At 39.9% G+C, this 17,329-nt stretch carries 15 protein-coding genes; 6 read left to right on the top strand and 9 right to left on the bottom strand.

Annotated features, from left to right (window positions below):
* The first annotated feature begins 78 nt into the window (after positions 1 to 78).
* Together H6G41_RS17780 and H6G41_RS17775 are read left to right on the top strand one after the other, a co-directional pair.
* A complete protein-coding gene (locus H6G41_RS17780; RefSeq protein ID WP_190747512.1) occupies positions 79 to 840 on the top strand; it encodes a M48 family metallopeptidase in 762 nt (253 codons plus the stop codon).
* 193 nt (positions 841 to 1,033) lie between these two features.
* Positions 1,034 to 1,606 carry a carbohydrate binding domain-containing protein gene (locus H6G41_RS17775; protein WP_190747511.1) on the top strand — a complete coding sequence of 191 codons (573 nt, stop codon included), beginning with the start codon at positions 1,034 to 1,036 and terminating at the stop codon, positions 1,604 to 1,606.
* Between the two features lie 81 nt (positions 1,607 to 1,687).
* On the opposite strand, the gene H6G41_RS17770 is transcribed toward H6G41_RS17775, so the two are convergent.
* The 5 genes from H6G41_RS17770 to H6G41_RS17750 all read right to left on the bottom strand — a co-directional run bounded on the left by H6G41_RS17770 (position 1,688) and on the right by H6G41_RS17750 (position 6,958).
* Positions 1,688 to 2,371 (bottom strand): Crp/Fnr family transcriptional regulator, encoded by a 684-nt coding sequence (locus tag H6G41_RS17770; RefSeq protein WP_190747510.1) that lies wholly within the window; start codon positions 2,369 to 2,371, stop codon positions 1,688 to 1,690.
* Positions 2,372 to 2,672: 301 nt separating this feature from the next.
* Positions 2,673 to 3,899 carry a pilus assembly protein PilB gene (locus tag H6G41_RS17765; RefSeq protein WP_190747509.1) on the bottom strand — a complete coding sequence of 409 codons (1,227 nt, stop codon included), beginning with the start codon at positions 3,897 to 3,899 and terminating at the stop codon, positions 2,673 to 2,675.
* 356 nt (positions 3,900 to 4,255) lie between these two features.
* Positions 4,256 to 5,443, bottom strand: coding sequence for a HetZ-related protein 2 (locus tag H6G41_RS17760; protein WP_190747508.1), 1,188 nt, complete (start codon positions 5,441 to 5,443; stop codon positions 4,256 to 4,258).
* 767 nt (positions 5,444 to 6,210) lie between these two features.
* Entirely contained in the window at positions 6,211 to 6,561 is a 351-nt protein-coding gene (locus tag H6G41_RS17755; RefSeq protein ID WP_190747507.1) for a carbon dioxide-concentrating mechanism protein CcmK, read from the bottom strand.
* Between the two features lie 85 nt (positions 6,562 to 6,646).
* Positions 6,647 to 6,958, bottom strand: a complete 312-nt coding sequence (locus tag H6G41_RS17750) for a carbon dioxide-concentrating mechanism protein CcmK (RefSeq protein WP_190747506.1) — start codon at positions 6,956 to 6,958, stop codon at positions 6,647 to 6,649.
* 254 nt (positions 6,959 to 7,212) lie between these two features.
* Here H6G41_RS17750 and H6G41_RS17745 point away from each other — a divergent pair, with 254 nt between their 5' ends.
* The 3 genes from H6G41_RS17745 (at position 7,213) to H6G41_RS17735 (ending at position 11,768) form a co-directional block, all read left to right on the top strand.
* The gene (locus tag H6G41_RS17745; RefSeq protein WP_190747505.1) at positions 7,213 to 10,383 is read left to right on the top strand and encodes a PAS domain S-box protein; all 3,171 of its coding nucleotides are present in this window, start codon (positions 7,213 to 7,215) and stop codon (positions 10,381 to 10,383) included.
* Positions 10,380 to 10,751: a response regulator gene (locus H6G41_RS17740; protein ID WP_190747504.1), complete on the top strand. Its 372-nt coding sequence runs from the start codon at positions 10,380 to 10,382 to the stop codon at positions 10,749 to 10,751. The genes H6G41_RS17745 and H6G41_RS17740 overlap by 4 nt, the downstream gene beginning before the upstream one ends.
* A 123-nt stretch (positions 10,752 to 10,874) precedes the next feature.
* Positions 10,875 to 11,768 (top strand): alpha/beta fold hydrolase, encoded by an 894-nt coding sequence (locus H6G41_RS17735; RefSeq protein ID WP_190747503.1) that lies wholly within the window; start codon positions 10,875 to 10,877, stop codon positions 11,766 to 11,768.
* A gap of 124 nt (positions 11,769 to 11,892) precedes the next feature.
* Here H6G41_RS17735 and H6G41_RS17730 read toward each other — a convergent pair whose 3' ends face one another.
* The 3 genes from H6G41_RS17730 to H6G41_RS17720 form a co-directional block, all read right to left on the bottom strand.
* The gene (locus tag H6G41_RS17730; protein ID WP_190747502.1) at positions 11,893 to 12,510 is read right to left on the bottom strand and encodes a hypothetical protein; all 618 of its coding nucleotides are present in this window, start codon (positions 12,508 to 12,510) and stop codon (positions 11,893 to 11,895) included.
* Positions 12,510 to 13,142 carry a ParA family protein gene (locus H6G41_RS17725; protein WP_190747501.1) on the bottom strand — a complete coding sequence of 211 codons (633 nt, stop codon included), beginning with the start codon at positions 13,140 to 13,142 and terminating at the stop codon, positions 12,510 to 12,512. Before H6G41_RS17725 ends, H6G41_RS17730 begins: the two co-directional genes overlap by 1 nt.
* 300 nt (positions 13,143 to 13,442) lie before the next feature.
* Positions 13,443 to 14,789 (bottom strand): NF038122 family metalloprotease, encoded by a 1,347-nt coding sequence (locus tag H6G41_RS17720; protein ID WP_190747500.1) that lies wholly within the window; start codon positions 14,787 to 14,789, stop codon positions 13,443 to 13,445.
* A 375-nt stretch (positions 14,790 to 15,164) separates the two neighbouring features.
* Here H6G41_RS17720 and H6G41_RS17715 point away from each other — a divergent pair, with 375 nt between their 5' ends.
* Positions 15,165 to 16,544 (top strand): cytochrome P450, encoded by a 1,380-nt coding sequence (locus H6G41_RS17715; protein WP_190747499.1) that lies wholly within the window; start codon positions 15,165 to 15,167, stop codon positions 16,542 to 16,544.
* 62 nt (positions 16,545 to 16,606) lie between these two features.
* Here the strand turns inward: H6G41_RS17715 and H6G41_RS17710 are convergent, their stop codons facing one another.
* Positions 16,607 to 17,224, bottom strand: coding sequence for a DapH/DapD/GlmU-related protein (locus H6G41_RS17710; protein WP_190747498.1), 618 nt, complete (start codon positions 17,222 to 17,224; stop codon positions 16,607 to 16,609).
* Positions 17,225 to 17,329: the final 105 nt, after the last annotated feature.

Genomic DNA, 17,329 nt, shown 5'->3' with positions numbered 1-17,329 from the left:
TGTTTTTTAAGCAAAATAATTAAGTTTCCCAAAAATAAAAACCCAATTTTGCTGTTCATTACTTTGAAACTTTTTGTTATGATTTCCAGAATGCGTAAAAGTCTTTCTGTCTTACTTGGTGTAGGAACTGCTGTAGGCGTAGGCTTCACCTCCCTGACGCCAGCTAATGCAATTCCTTGGGAGCGGCTAATATTTAATGGGGTGCAATTATTACAACTGTCCAACATTTCCCCACAGCAAACAGTCGCCTTAGGACAAAATATTCACCAGCAGGTTAGACAAAATTATCGACTAGATTCTAATTCCAAAACCAATGCTTATGTGAACCGTGTTGGTCAACGCCTAGCTAGAGCTAGTAACTGCTCTCAAGTTCCCTTTAAATTTTACGTAGTTCGAGACTCTAGTATTAATGCCTTTGCAACCACAGGTGGATATGTATACGTTAACACTGGGCTAATAAATGCAGCCGATAATGAAGACCAATTAGCATCTGTGATCGCACATGAAATTGCGCATATTTGCAACAACGACCTGATCGATAAGTTGAAACAAACACAACTGGCTCAAGGTGCAGCCTCCCTTGCAGGTTTAGATCAAAGTGCTGTCACCGCCATAGCTTATAAGCTGGCTGTGGACTTACCTAATAGCCGGGAAGCAGAATTTGACGCTGATGACAAGGGATTGCAGTATATGAGAAGGGCTGGGTACAATCTCAATGCGATGCCTGCATTTATGAGAAAATTAGTGCGTCAATCTTCTGCACCATCGTTTTTGAGTAGCCATCCAGGAACTCAAGAGCGGATTTCGGTGATCGAAAGAAAAATTCGTAATGGTAGGTAATCAAAAACAATTCTAGGGAATTCCCTACAATAAGCGATCGCACTTTTAACTGTTTTCTACCATGACAAAGCTGAGTGCGATCGCTCTGATGGCGAAAATCACAACCTTCAGTAATTTCCCTCAACCAGATTTGCTGGGCATATTATATACTCATTGGCTTGGGTAATCGCCCTGAGTCAAAAGGTCAGCATAAATGACTAGCAAACAGTTCGCGCTCGGCACAGTTGCATTATTTATTACCATTGGAATTATCCATGATCTTGGCTCCGCTAAAGTAGCAGCCACCTGTCCTACTCCCCTTTTGGATGGCGATTTTGAAGAACAAATCAGCCCAAAAGTTAGCAGTCCTTGGGTTGCTGAAGGGAACACTGCTGTTGATTTAGCCATAGGAAACAGCAATTCCGGTCAAAACAATATTTCCATGCGCAATATTAATGGATGGAATGGTATCAGCCAGCGCCTTAAACTACAGCCTAATACCGAATATGAGTTAAAAGCCTACGTGCGCACATCCGAAAATGTCACAGATGGTTCTTTTGGCGTGCGAGATGCTAATCAAAAATCATTTGTAGAAATCAAGTTTGGCAGATTACCCCAATACCTACCCTTAACACTAAGATTCGTCACAGGTAATGAATCTGAGTACCACATCGTCACGGGATTCTGGGCAATAGGTCAAGATAGCTGGGTTCAGGTAGATAACTATACCCTCACAGGTGGAACTTGCAAACAAGAGCAACAGGGAATAGAAGGGCAAGGGAGATAAGAAATCTTATATTTTGGAAGATTTTGGAGCCACTGCGCCCTTGGGAACCCGTCCAACCACTGGCTCCCCCATGCCCAATCCCTAAACTTTCCCAGCTAAATTAATCAACTGTTTGAAATTGACCAAGTAAATAATGTTATTTGTACTGTCAATTTCAATCCAGCCTTTTTCATGGAGCTTGTCCATAATTTTGCTAGTTTCATCAACACTAATTTCTGTGACTTCCGCTAAATCTTTAAAGGGAATGTTAAAAATTTCTCTTCCCTTGTCAGATTTTTGACCGTAACTTTCTCCCAAACTCACTAAAGTCTGAGCTAGTTTGACGGCTGGTGGTGAAGAACGCATTTGCAGGCGGAGGTTGATTTGTCGCAATCGCCGCACCATCAGTTGTAGCATTCGGTGATGTAAATGCGGGTCTTTAAACAATATTTGAATAAAACGCTCTCTAGCAACACTCAGCAATTTTACCGTTGAAAGAGCAATGACATCAGTTGAGCGGGGAGATTCATCTAAAACTGCCATCTCTCCAAAAAAATCGCCTCGCCCTAAAATTGCTAAGGCGACAAAATTATCTCCGGATGTGCGCCGGACTTTCACCCATCCTGAAACCACGAAGTAAACGGCATTACCCCACGCATCTTCCATTAAAACGGCTCGTTCTGCTGGGTATTCATGTTCAATCGCAACATTCAGCAGCCACTCTAAAGTTTGGGGATTGGCTGTACTGAGTAAGGGGAAAAGTTCACTAAAAACCTCAGTCTGCATGAAATATCTGTAAAAAATGGATTTAGGAGGAGAACATTAGAGCGGATATTTTAAGTTTTAAAACCGTAATCAGCAGATGAATACGGTAGGAATAGGATCGCAAATTAATTGAGAAGTTTCAGATGTTTATACCAATTTGCTCCAATTCAGCCAGACATTTCAGTCTAGAAACTTAGATGCAATCTGAAGTCTCTTAATTAAAAAGGAGAAATTAAGAATTGGTATAAGGTCTGATATTCTAGTACAACATAACAATTATGTATGGGATCGAAATCAGCGGTTTCACTGACACAGCAGAATGTTAGTTACTATTTTTAGGTGGCTGAGTATCCCCAGCTAAGACGTTGAGTTGTTTGTCTAAATTTTCTACTAGTTGAGTTAGGGTAACCACCGCTTTTAATTGCTCAGATTGCATATTATTGTTGGTCACTAGCCTTTTTTCTAGTTCGTGCAACTTGAAGCTGAGTTTTTGGGCCATAACCAAAGTATCGCGACTGAGACGATTTAACTGTTGCTGCTGATAAAATTTTAATGCGGCTCCCCGCAACACTTGTAATGTTGCCTCTTCACCATAAATTCCCGGCATTACCCGTAAACGTAACAACAAATTATTATTTTTATATTTACATTCCTTTTCTACCTGTTTTGGTTCTGACAGCGCGGCTATAGGTAAACCAGCAAAGTTCTTGAATTCATTGATTATGTCTTGAAAAACCGAGGTAGGCAGATTTTCTACTACTGACTGCAAGACTCCGTTATCACTCCAGAGTATTCTGCCTTGATCGTACTGTCTTTCCAAATACAAGCGACCAATTCCCCCACGCACAACTCTAGCTAATAACTGTTCTAATAATTTCCTCGGCGGTAAATCGATGAGAAATTCTAGGGGCCTGGATATCTCTGAAGTTTGCAATGGTGGAACAGTTAGGCGGTTTGGCGGTATTACCTCAGCAGTCTTTTTCTGTTCATTCTGCTCCGGCTTAGGGTTGCTATTTCTAGAAACACTAGGGTTATTTTCTTGATTTTCTTGATTTTCTTTTAAAGATGTATCTACTTGGGGAAAAGAAGCTGGTGCAATTTCTTCTGGTGTCTCAATATATGTAGTGGCGTAAGTATTAAACTGATCTATTGGATCTATAGGGGGATCTGCTTTGTGATTGGAAGTAGAGTTGACTGGTGGCGAGGATGTGTTTTTATAGCTGAGGTAGGCTGAAAGAGTAGCTTGGTGAATTTCTTTGGGAATTACCCGATCCACTATTGTGTACTGAAGGGAGGAAAAAATTCGATTAACGTAATCTAATGCTTCTGTATCTTGTGAATTAACCATACCTAGTAAAAGTTGCTTGTCTTTTAACTCCAAAGGTAAAATTTGGTGATACAAGCAAACTTCTAAGGATAAAAGACGATCTATTAAGGAAAAGATCTGCTGGCGATCGCGAAGTAACTCCTCAAGATTCGTTAATTCTAATTCATCTGTAACTGGCACGCTGGCGTTGTTATCAGTAAAATTGCCTTCTGAAGACAACATATGTTTAATTATTTAATATTTTTTTTATTTGTTTATTATTCTATTGTGCGTCTAAGTTCTGCTTTAGTAAATAAAGATACTTTATAGATGTTAGCACTAGTGAAATTAAATACTAATGTCTATAGTCCCTATCAGCCAGACCCAGAAAGTGATTCTCCATCCAAATACCTATCTAGCAGGAACTAGAGCTAGGATTGTGGATTTGGGATAAATCCCTAATCCAAAATCTAACACTTGAATCTGTCGATTTTTGCAATACTTAACTTTCAGTGTTTCTATTTATAAATAGATTATCAGGCAGTATAAGTATTACCTAAGAATCGCTGCGTATATACCAGGATTATATCTAAATTTTGTTACTCCTGAGTTCTTAAAGTTTGGGCGGCGAGATAGACTTTAGCCCATTCTCCCATCACCTGATGGGTTTTTAGTTTTAATTGTTGTGCTGTGGCTTCAATAGAGTTACCCGCTTTGCGTAAATTCAAAACCTGCTGTCCCAGATGAGACAATTGGGCATAGAGTTGCTGCCATTGGTTTTGTGTAAGCCCTAGGTTGTGTTCTTGCAAGGAAATTGCTAACCAATTATCTACTAGTTCCGGTTTACCTTTGAGGGCAAATACGCGCACGGCATGGTAGCTGATTTTTTCCCGCAATCTGTATACTTCTTTAATTTGCTTGTTGAGGACTTTGGCGATTTCGTCTTGAGACTTACCTTGCAGATACAGTCGCAGCCACTCTACTGCTTCGGTTCCCAGATTTTCTTGTAAGTATACTTCAAATTCTTGTTGGACGGACTGACGCAAAATTTGTTGCTGTTCTAGTTCTTGCGCTTCTTCATATTCCGCGATCGCTTGACTATCAACTAAGTTAATCCGATTATCGCTGTCATCTGTGAGGATTTCTTCGGAAATTAGGCGAATCAAATCGCTGCTGGGTACTTGAGTTAAGCCTCCTCGTTGAGTCCGACGGAGGTAATTGACGAAGCGATAAACTAGCAAGGGTTGATTGCGTACTGGGCGCAAGCAGTATTCTTCGATACTAGCAAATAGCAAAGTATCTCGTAAACGGCGATCGGTGGTAATTTCGGCGATACAAGCCATTTGGTCTTGAATGTAAGAATCGCTTTGTAATAATTCTTGGATAATTTCTTGTAGTACATCCATGACACTGCGCTGGCGATCGCGGCTTAAAGATACCCAAGTTTGAATTTTGTTCCTTAAGGTCATCAAACTGGCTAAGCGTGTGATGAGGTTACGATAAGCACGTTCTCTTCCTGTACCTAAGTAACGTTGTAACAAAATCCGGTAACGATATTCCATTGCTTGCTTGGCTATCTCAAGTTCTTTGGGATTGAGCATATCAAAGCGTTGGTTATCACGCCCCAATAACCAAAGGACTATACTTTCTATGGCTGCCTGACTTTGTTGTGGACACTCACTTACAAGACGTTGTCGCCAATATTGTGCCAGTTTGTCGGCTTCTGTTGCCATAGTGAGATTGTACTCCTCAAAACCCTGTTTTAAAGTTTGCATTACAACCCCCATTTTCTGCACTTAACTTATTAACTGGCAGCTGCCCCTAACTGAATCTTCTAGGGAAGATTTTTTAGTGATTCCATTTTTATTACGTCTCAAAGGACTAAACTTATGCAGAAATTATCCTTTGTCGGTCTTAACTGTCGATCGCCAACTACTGGAAACCCAACTAATTGAGGCATTTTTCTCTACTTTGTAAGTTATAAATTTTTGTAAACTTAATAAATTCACAACTGAGAGAACCGACCTGCGCAGTGTAAGTCAATTAAGATACACTTGTCTTCTAGAGGGGTCAAGAAAAGCTGGCATGTTGCAAGCGATCGCATGAGTGAATAAAATTCACCTCAAATCCAGACGTAGTTTGATTCATATAAGTTTCATATCTCCAGAGTCTCTCTGTGAGAATATCAGCATTTTTGAACTCTCTTCAACATTTTGCCAACCTTATTTAACTTAAAAGCAAGATATACCACCATTATCTAATAGGATTACTGGAAATTTGATAGTACCCATCAGGGTAATATCCTGCTCTATATACTTAAATTTCTCATAAATGAAGATTTTCTTCAGCTTTCACAGCCTCTGCGATCGCGTTTATGTTACATTGTGTTGCTGACAATGTCCGCCAAAATATAGTAGATAGCACAGGGCAATCTCCAAAAATCGGTAATAAATATGTAGAAATATAATTAATTGCGTCTTGGCAAAAGTTAATTGTCAAGGCGCAGAGGGTAATATTTTATTTCTACTTGGGGCGAGAAACGATGAAATTAAATCTAGCGCCCGTTGCCAGATCTGATAATGGGGTTTTCTACAGATTCTCTATACTGTTGAACCGCATCGGTATAGCCAATAGGTAGAACAGCTTCAACGTTTTCATGAGGTCTGGGAATAATTACCCAAGATTCCAAGGTACCACCATAAACATTTTCAGCAGCTTCCACACCGGCAGCCATAGCGGTTTTGACTTCCGAGACATCGCCGCGAATATTGACTGTAAAACGAGCGCTACCAACGCGGATATACCCTACAAGGGTAACTCGACCAGCTTTAACCATTGCATCTGCTGCGGCTAACACAGCAGGAAAACCTTTAGTTTCTAGCGCTCCAACTGCCTGTAATGACATTAATAATCTCCTGTATGAATAAACTTAGGTAGTGTTACAAGTTAATTGTACGAAGCTTCGCTACAAATTTTAAGCGCAAACTTGTTTAGAAGAGACGGAATGGTTCAGAGTCTTCGGTGAAGTGAATAGGAAGTATGGTTTCCACATTCTCTGGGGGATTGGGAACTATGTAATGGGTAATGACTGTACCCTCCTTTACTTGCTCACCTGCGGCAATTCCTGCTTCCACAGCTGTTCTGACTTCAGCAACATGTCCCCGAACTGCAACTAGCAAACGAGCGCTTTCTGCTTGGCCATAATACACCAGCGTGACTGCGGCAGATTTTACCATTGCATCTGCTGCTGCCAACACCGAAGGAAAACCTAAGGTTTCTATTACGCCAACCGCCATTGGCATGGCTAGATTCTCCTGAGTTAAATATAAGTGATATCAATTGTACGAGGCTTTAGTCCCAATTTTGACATTTGCCTCAACTTTCTTGGATACTTAGTCATTGGGTATGGGGCATGGAGCATTGGGCATTGGGCATTGCGCATGGGTCATTAGTTATTAGTTATTAGTCAGTAATTACTTTTCCTCTGCTCCCTGCTCCCTGATCCTCTGCTCTCTCTGCTCCCTCTACTCCCTCTGCTCCCTCTGCTCTCTTCCCTATGCTGTTTCTGCGTCTGCCGTTGACGAAAATTACCCTGCGGTGGGTACTAGTGATTCCTTTTGTATTGCAGACAATTGGAGCCGTTGGACTTGTGGGTTATTTGTCTTATCGCAGTGGTGAACAAGCGGTTGAGAATTTGGCTAATAAGTTGATGCACGAAGTCAGCCACCGGATTAGCGATCGCCTCGATAATTATTTGCAAACCCAGCAGCAAGCAATGGCGATTAATGCCCAAACTGTTAAACAAGGGGCGTTGAATATCCGAGATTTTACGCAATTGCAAAATTACTTATGGCAGCAAATTACTCTAGCTCCATTGTTGGGTAGCAACACTTATGTAAATGAGCGGGGAGAAGAAATTGGCTACGGAAGACTCCAAAGTCAAGAGTTAGTGGATATAGCCAATAAGCTAACTGGGGAAAACTTAGCAATTGGCACTGTCTTCTTGGCGGAAATTAAAACTACTCACTTAGGCAAACGAAAACATTATCTGGTTGATTTTCAAGGACAGCCCAAAAAATTAATTTATACTCTGGACTTTGATAGCCGCCAGCTGCCCTGGTATCGTTATGGCAAAGCTGCAAAAAAACAAGTTTGGTCGCCAATTTTTGTGTCTAATATTGCACCAACTTTAGTAATTCAAGCAATGGCTCCTGTCTATAACAATGTTGGCGAATTTCAAGGAATATTTTTTTCTAATATTAGTTTATCGGAGATTGGTACTTTTTTAAATCAGCTAAATTTTTCCCCTTCTGGAAAGGCTTTAATTATCGATCGCTCTGGAAATTTAGTAGCTACTTCTACATTAGAATTGCCTTATATAGCAAAAGCTAAAGGAGAACCGCAAAGATTACCAACCATCCAGAGTCAGGATGCACAAACGCGATCGCTCGCTCAACAAATAGTCAAAAAATCCGGTGGTTTTCGTCAGCTAGAAAACACTACCCAACTGAGTTTAGAACTCGATGGGCAAAAGCAGTTTGTGCAAATCACCCCTTACCGCGATCGCTATGGACTGGATTGGCTAGTGGTCACGACTGTGCCAGCATCCGACTTTACGAGAGAAATTGAAGCGAGCAAGGCTCAGACATATATCTTATGTTTATTTGCATTATTTGCGACAATTATAATTGGTATATTTACTGCAAGGCTAATTACTAAGCCGATTGTGCGTTTGAGTCAAGCTAGTCAAGCTTTAGCACAAGGACAATGGCAGCAACCCCTATCAGAAGAAATTGCGATCGCAGAACTCAAGCTACTTACCCAATCCTTTAACCAGACAGCAAAAGACCTCAAACAAGCGTTTACAACTGCCCAAGTGGCTCTGAATGAATCAGAGGATAAATTTGCCAAAATTTTCCGCAACGGCCCCGATTTTGCCCATATTATTAGCTTCGAGACAGGTTGTTATGTAGAAGTGAACGATCGCTTTTTAGAAATGACTGGCTATTCCCGTGCAGAGGTGATTGACCATACTCCTTTAGAATTGGGAATAGTTGCCAACCCTGAAACAATAAAACAGATGTGCGATATATTACAGACTCAGCAGCGAGTGCAGGATTTTGAGTTGGAATTGCACACTAAATCGGGGGAACGGAAAATAGGCTTAATTTCTTCGGAATGGATTGATTTCGCAGGAAAGCGTTACATTCTCTCTGTATTTAAAGACTACACGGAACGCAAACAAGTAGAACTGGAACTGAAAACAGCCCGTGACTTGCGAGAAGCCATTTTTCATGAATCTACTGATGCTATTTTCTTGGTAGAACCACCCCCAAATAGATACATTCTCGATTGCAATCAGCGCGCTGTGACTCTGTTTGAACTAGACAGTAAGGCTGAATTAATTGGACTTCAAGGAAATATTCTCCAAAAACGGCAATTCACAGAGGAAGAATTAGCTGCAATTGGCATGGAAATCGAACAGCAGGGATTTTGGAGCCTAGAAATAGAATATCTCACGAAAAAGGGCAATTCCTTTTGGGGCAATTTAGCGGTGAAGATGATTCAGGTTGCAGGGCAATCAATGTATCTTGTGCGCGTAACAGATATTACCAATAGTAAACGTATTGCTACGGCATTACAGCAAAGCGAAGAAAGATTCCAACATTTAGCAGCCGCTTCCCCAGGAATAATTTATACCGTTGTCGAATACCCTAGTGGCCAGGTGCGTTATGAATATCTCAGCCCAGCTTTTGCAGAAATTCATGAAATTTCAGTAGTCTCAGCGCTGGAAGATGCCAGCATAACTTTTAACCAGATTCATCCTGAAGATCGTTTGGCATATCAACAGGCAGTGGCATACAGTATGGAAAATATGCAGCAATTCAAGCATGAATGGCGCATAATTACCCCTTCAGGCAAGATTAAATCGATTGAGGCGAATTCTCGACCAGAAAAACGAGAAAATGGAGAGATTGCTTGGCATGGCATAGTCCAAGATATCAGCGATCGCCACCAAATTGACCAAATGAAAGACGAGTTTATCGCCGTCGTCAGCCATGAATTACGCACGCCATTGACAGCTATTAATGGCGCTTTGGGAATGTTGATCGCAGGAGTATTTGACAAACGTCCCGAAAGAGTCAAAGAAATGCTGACGATTGCTGCAAATAACTGCGATCGCCTAGTACGTTTAGTGAACGACATACTTGATTTAGAACGCTTAGAATCTGGGAAAACGCAGCTAGTCATGGAAAGCTGTCAAGTAGCAGATTTAATGCAACAGGCGATAGAAGCAGTGCAAGCGATCGCTACCCAAGAGGGAATTACTCTAGAATTTAAACCCCTGTTTGTGACAATTACCGCTGCACCTGATGCGATCGTGCAAACTCTCATCAATTTATTAAGCAATGCGATGAAATTTTCTCCTAAAAATAGCATTGTTTGGTTAACCGCAGAGTTAGAAAATTCTTTTGATAATTCTGATATTCTTTTTTGTGTTAAAGACCAAGGTAGGGGTATTCCTAAAGATAAATTAGAAACTATTTTCGGACGATTTCAACAAGTTGATGTCTCTGATGCGCGACAAAAAGGAGGAACAGGACTAGGACTAGCAATTTGTAAAAGTATCGTCCAACAGCATCGCGGCCAAATTTGGGTAGAAAGCGTCGTTGGGGAAGGAAGCAATTTTTATTTTACATTGCCACTGAGCCAGGGAAAATTATGACGAAACGCCTTTTAATTATTGATGATGAACCAGATATTCGTCGTATTCTTCAAGTATCTTTAGAAGAAATCGCCGGATGGCAAGTGAGTACAGCGGAGTCTGGTAGTCAAGCATTAACGATAGTTAAAACTGGACAATGGGATGCGATTGTTCTCGATATTTCTATGCCTGATATGGATGGATTTGATGTCTTTAAACAGCTGCAATCAGATCCTTATACACAAGCTATTCCCGTAGTACTATTAACAGCAAAAGTCCAACCAAGCGATCGCCGTCGTTTTGCGCAGATGGGTGTTGCTGGTGTGATTGCCAAACCTTTCAACCCAGTGACTATCTCTAATCAGGTGGCGCAAACTTTAGGATGGTAATTGTTTTCATGCGCTTCTGAATCGCACTCCATCTCAAAACAACAAAAAGACGATTTTACTGTAACTAATGTACATGTACAATGTTGTAAACAGTTGCGGACACAACATGGTAAACTAGATTTTATGTTTGCAAGTTTTTTACCTACAGCCGTTGGGCAACTAAAAGAACCAGCCGCGATCGCCCTAGCGCAGAGTATTCAATCTCAAGCGATCGCCACTCCTCTAACCAATCAACCAATCAATACTACCTATGTACATCAAGGTAGTGGTGGCGTACCAATTCTCTTAATTCACGGCTTTGATAGTTCTGTGTTAGAATTCCGCCGATTACTACCGCTATTAGCCGCTAAAAATGAAACTTGGGCGATGGATTTGTTAGGTTTTGGTTTTACAGAAAGATTGGCTGATATTCAATATAGTCCAACTGCTATTAAAACCCATCTTTATTATTTTTGGAAAACCCTAATTAACCAACCTGTAATTTTGCTAGGTGCATCAATGGGAGGTGCAGCAGCGATTGATTTCACCCTCACTTATCCAGAAGCGGTGCAAAAACTCGTGTTAATGGATAGTGCAGGTTTGCAGGGAGGTTCGCCTATTAGCAAATTAATGTTTCCCCCTTTGGATTATTTAGCCACAGAGTTTTTGCGTAATCCTAAAGTCCGCGATCGCATTTCTCGCGCTGCTTATAAAGCCAAACACCTGGTATCAAATGATGGTGTAGATTGTGCCGCATTACATCTACAAATGCCAAGCTGGAGTCAAGCTTTAATTGCTTTTACTAAAAGTGGTGGTTATCGAGCTTTTAAAATTAAAAAACTAGCGGAAATTACCCAACCTACATTAATTTTATGGGGCGATAACGATAAAATTTTGGGTACTAAAGACGCACAGAAATTTCAAAACGCCATTCCCCAAAGTAAACTTTCCTGGATTCAAGATTGTGGACATCTTCCCCACTTAGAGCAACCACAAATTACTGCGCAAACTATTTTAGAATTTGGCAATAATACATAATTATCCAGCCAATAGAGAATTAAAATTCAAAGATTTAAATGTCTGATGCGTTGCCCTATGCAACAACGCACCATCAACATATCAGATTCTCTTACCTAACAAAAACGTAATTACGAATTACATATTAATCAAGCAACCACATCTGAGAAGAAGTATCTTCTGATTCGTCTGGTTGGGTTGTCGCTAGATGTTCAGAAGTCCGGTAAGATTTTCTGTAGTGATCTTGATTATAGGTATGTTTTACTGGTTTATAAGTTTCCTTTGGTTTAGTTAATGCAGTAATTTCTTCTGTTAGCTGAGAATTAGATGCAGCAATATTTTCCTTTTCTTGCTTTAAAGATTTAATTTCTTCGATTAGCTGAGAATTAGATTCAGCCAGATGCAATGCAGCTTTTTTCGCTTCATCAAGCTCTTTTGTGAGACGTTTTACTACTGTTTTTTGTTCTGATACAGATGATTGTAAATCTGCAACTTGTTTTTGCAGGGAAGCTTCCTGCTGCTGAGATTGTTCTAGAGATTCTTTTAATTCTTTGATAGTTGCTTCTAAATCAGCCTTGGTAGGAACTGTGCGCCTAGCGGTTGTTCCTGTTTCTGGTGCTTGCGTAGGTGCTTCTTCTGCTGCAACATTTTCTTCTGTCACTGGTTGTGCAGTCACTTCAATAGCTGATTCACCGTCATTGGGTGTAAATTTTTGTGCTTCTTCTTGTAATAAGTCAGATACAGAGACACGTTTCTTAACCATTATTCCCTCCAATCGAGCTGTAATTCATTAGCCACACGGCGATAATCAGATTCTGCTTCCCGTGCGTTGTTTCCGCGCCATTGAGTAATTGGTACACCCTCAAGTGCTGCTCTTTCGTGAGCTTTATAAGCACGGATTAAGTTTTTACATACAGGAATTCCTAATCCCATGAGAGTTTTTTGCGCCTCAATGGCTTCCCCCAGACTCCGCGTATCAACTTTGGTTAGCAACACCTTATGGGGAACTCCCACAGGGATGACGGCTTTTCTGACAGTCTCAATCAAGACAGCGAGATCCATTGCTGCTGGGGGTGTAGGTAAAACCAGATAATCTGCGATCGCTACTACCGTCGCCAATGCTTCAGAGCGCAGCGCCGGAGGCGTATCCACTACTACTAGATCGTAACCTGTTAGCTTTCTTAAATCACTTAAAAGTTTTGGATTACTTTCTTGAGCCAGATCAAATCCCATAGCATCCTGATTGCGCCCGAACCACCAACTGGCAGATCCTTGAATATCTGCGTCAACCAGAATCACATTTTGTTTTCGGGCAAAGTTCGCAGCCAGATTGACTGCTGTCGTCGTTTTACCGACACCTCCCTTACCGTTGAGTATAGCGATAATTTTTGGCACTTCACATTTCCGACGCTGCTGTCATACCAGAATATAATGCTTTGTGCCTCAAAGACTTACTTTGCTAACACTTACTTACAATTGGGTTGTAGGGAGATAGGGTGACGCCAAGACATAGGGAACCGAGGAAACAAGAAGAAAAGCTTGATTTGGATGAATGATCAACAACTCTAGTTATCCCATAAGCCTACCCCATAAGAGTTTCTCGATTCGCCCACCATCATGTACGTTTAAAGTTTGGTATGTAGTGAGAATATGATGCCAATATTTCCTCACTACCAAAATCAAATTTGTCAGAACTCAATGTTGGATAGAATTTGGATGATTGCGAGGAAACTTTTTCAATTTCAAACCAGCTAAACCCAATAAACTAATTAAGCCAACAGTAACAGCTGGTTCAGGAACGGAAGTAGTATCTGTAGGTATACTATCCCAGAGCATACCTTGTTGATAAAATCCTTGTTGGGCTAAATAATCTGCTAAATCTTGTGTTTGGTTTAAGGTAGTAGTCGTGCTAGCAGCACCCCAACGATTTTGATTGAACATATTGTTAATGTCAGCAGTACGATTGATACTAACTGCTGACTGTGATCTACTTATTGCTTGGCTTAGCATGTCACTATGGGATAAACTCACATTTCTTGTTTGCCAACCAATCACATCAAAAACTGTTTTATCTCGCACATCAATGTCACGATATGTACCCATACGTAAAGCAGGTGTCATCACACCGATAGTGGTATCGTAATTCTTCCAATGGCTCCCCTGAAAGCCATCACCTTTTAAGCTATTTTTATCTGTTCCAGTAGATAAATATCCGATGCTACTTGCACCACGATCAAGAGAGAAATATGTATCATAACCATTACTGATATCGGATACTTTGCTATTAGCGCTGTAACTAGAATAGCGGAACAAATCAAAGGGGGTAAAGATTTTTTTGCGGTTATTCATATCCCAGTAGTTGTTTGCATTAACACCGTCTAAGCTACTGACAAAACCGAGAATATGACCAATTTCGTGGATAGCAACACTAGTCATATCAAATTGTTGATTACCTACAGTGTTAATGACTTCACTAGTTGCCCAAGAATAGTTAGTGTTGTCTAACTTATTCAACAGAATTACGCCATCCAAAGCACTGTTGTTATTACTCATTAAACCTAAAGCTTTGGCATTGGCTGTTGTTAAACTGAGCGTGCTATTAGAAATTGAACTAGTGTTTGTAGATAATGGATCTCTGACAACTGCATTCCAAGAGGTACCAGCAGATAAGTTACTTACAGCAGTATTATCGTAGGTTGAAGTCTTGTCATTATTCAGTGCATTCCGCAAGCTACTATAGCTGACATTATTCATAAAAGCTGGAATAGCACCACCTAGTACCCCACTGGGCATTTGCACAGAATTAGCAAAATCTACGTGGATGTTGACCGAGGCATCATCAGCTAGGTTTTGAGACCAATATATTCCAGCGAATTCAAAAGCCTTTTTTTGCTCTTGTGTAACATCATCATTATATGTGAAGTTAAATGTTACTGCTTGTGCAGGTAAAGTCAGAAAAATTAAGGCATTTGCAGCAATTACCAGAGACATCATCTGAGATAAATGTGTTTTTGCTGCCATCATTTTGAGATTATTTTTCACGGAAATGTTTGATTTACTGCTAAGATTTTATGATAAAAACACTATATATCCATGTGTTTATTATTTGTATTTTCTTTGGATAATATATGGATAAAATTTTAGTTTTTTTATAATAAAAAAAGCTTCAAATATCCTCACAAATCATGGTAATTACTTACAAATGGATATTTATTGATGATATAATATTTATATAAAAATACGGATTGATATTTAATAAATTCAAGTTGATGCGATCGCCACAAAAAACGCTCTGAAAAACCTAAGATTGAGAATATGCTGCAAATTCACTGCAAAAGTAGATGAGCCGCTAGGGTTGACTGTCAATTTACGAAAAACTTGTCACAATAAAATCCAACACTTATATTCTGCATTGATATGACAATCACAAACAGTTTACCGGATGGGCCTAGAATATCGCGCTTTCTGCGGCTGGTTAAATTTATTACTCAGCCAATAAAATATGTAGAAGACTTTGCCAAAGTTTATGGCGATCGCTTTACTATTTGGGGTAGCAAAGATGTGCATATTATCTACTTCAGCGATCCGGAAGCCCTAGAACAGATTTTTACTGCTGATTCCAAGTATTTTAAGTCTGGGGAAGGTAACGGGCCTTTAAGGTTTTTAATGGGCGATAACTCGTTAATTTTACTAGATGGCGATTGCCATCAGCAGCAACGTCAATTATTAACCCCTCCTTTTCATGGCGATCGAATGCGGGCTTACGGTCAAGATATTCGTGTAATTACCGAGCAAGTAAGTAGCAAAATCTTGATTGGTAAACCTTTCAATATCCGCAATCTAATGCAAGAAATCACCTTGCGCGTGATTTTACGAGTAGTATTTGGCTTAGAAGAAGGAAAGCGATTTCAAGAACTTCAGCATTTACTATCTTCTGTTTTAGATTTCCTCGGTTCTCCTTTATTATCTGGCGCTTTATTTTTCAGCTTCTTACGCAAAGATTTAGGTGTGTGGAGTCCTTGGGGTAAAGTATCGCGTTTATTAGGACAAATCGATGAATTGATTTATGCTCTCATTGCGGAAAGACGCAATGATACTCAGGAAAATCGCCAAGATATCCTCAGTTTAATGATGGCTGCTCGTGATGCAGATGGGCAACCAATGTCTGATGTAGAATTACGTGATGAATTAATGACATTGTTAATCGCCGGACATGAAACTACAGCTTCTGCATTAACATGGGCTTTTTACTGGATTGACCGATTACCAGAAGTTCAAGAAAAGTTACTGCGAGAACTAGATACTATTGATATTAATGCAGATCCGAGTAGCATTGCTAAGTTACCCTATTTGACAGCAGTTTGTCAGGAAACATTGCGGCTTTATCCTATTGTGATGAATGGGGTACCGAGAATTGTTAAATCCCCAATTGAAATTAAAGGTTATACAATTCCTGAAAAAAATGTAATTATCCCTAGTATTTACTTAGCACATCATCGCCCAGAAGTTTACCCTAATCCTAAACAATTCCAACCAGAACGCTTTTTAGAAAGGCAATTTTCTCCCTATGAATACTTACCTTTTGGTGGTGGTAATCGTCGCTGTATTGGTTTAGCATTTGCCCAATATGAAATGAAAATTGTCTTAGCAACAATTCTGTCAACATTTCAAATTTCGCTGGTGAATAAACGCCCTATAGAACCTGTAAGGCGTGGTTTTACTGTTGCTCCACCATCAGGAATGCGGATGATTGCCAAACCTCAAGTTAAGCGTGCAAGTAAGCCAGTAGGGGTTTAATTTGTAATTAAAAATCAGGGTGCGTTCATGACTAATAACGCACCTACAATAATTTTAATATTTTACTTTTGATTATCAATACTGTGAACTAATAAATTTGTATTTTTCTGCTCATTTGCTAGACGTTCATAATGTTCCTTATCACGATATTTAATTATTCTCATTGGTTGATTACCCACAATTGCTAAGGGTTCAACATTGCTAGTAACAACTGTACCAGCAGCGATGATTGCTCCACCTCCTATAGTAATTCCGGGAATAATTAGCACATTATCACCAATCCAAACATTGGGCCCAATTACCACTGGTTTATGAATATAAACATTATATTCATAAGGCAGGTCATTACTTTGATAATCATGGTTTGCAGAGAGGATGACAACATTAAATCCAATTGTGCTATTGTCACCAATAGTGATACCACCACGCCCATCTAATAATACATCCGGGCCAATGTAGACTTTATCACCTAAAGAAACATTTTGCGGGTGGTTAATTGTAATATCTCGCTTAAATCGCACATCTGCACCACAAAATTTTAATTGCGGTTTCAATTGCTGATGTTTATAACGCCTGATTTTATTTTCTAAATATTCTCCCCACTTGACTAAACGGGGTATTAAATATTGTTCTAATATTCGCTCTAATTTATTTGTAACTTTATTTTTGAACTGCTGCATAAAACTTTACATATTTTAGGAAAATAAACAGGTATTAACTGAATAGTCATATTTGTTATGTTTCCCAGGTAAGGCGATTTTCTCGCAGTTAAAAGCAGGCTATTT

Source organism: Tolypothrix sp. FACHB-123 (assembly GCF_014697075.1).
Classification (GTDB): domain Bacteria; phylum Cyanobacteriota; class Cyanobacteriia; order Cyanobacteriales; family Nostocaceae; genus Aulosira.
Note: the sequence above shows the minus strand (reverse complement) of the source record. Positions and strands in the feature narration are given on the sequence as shown.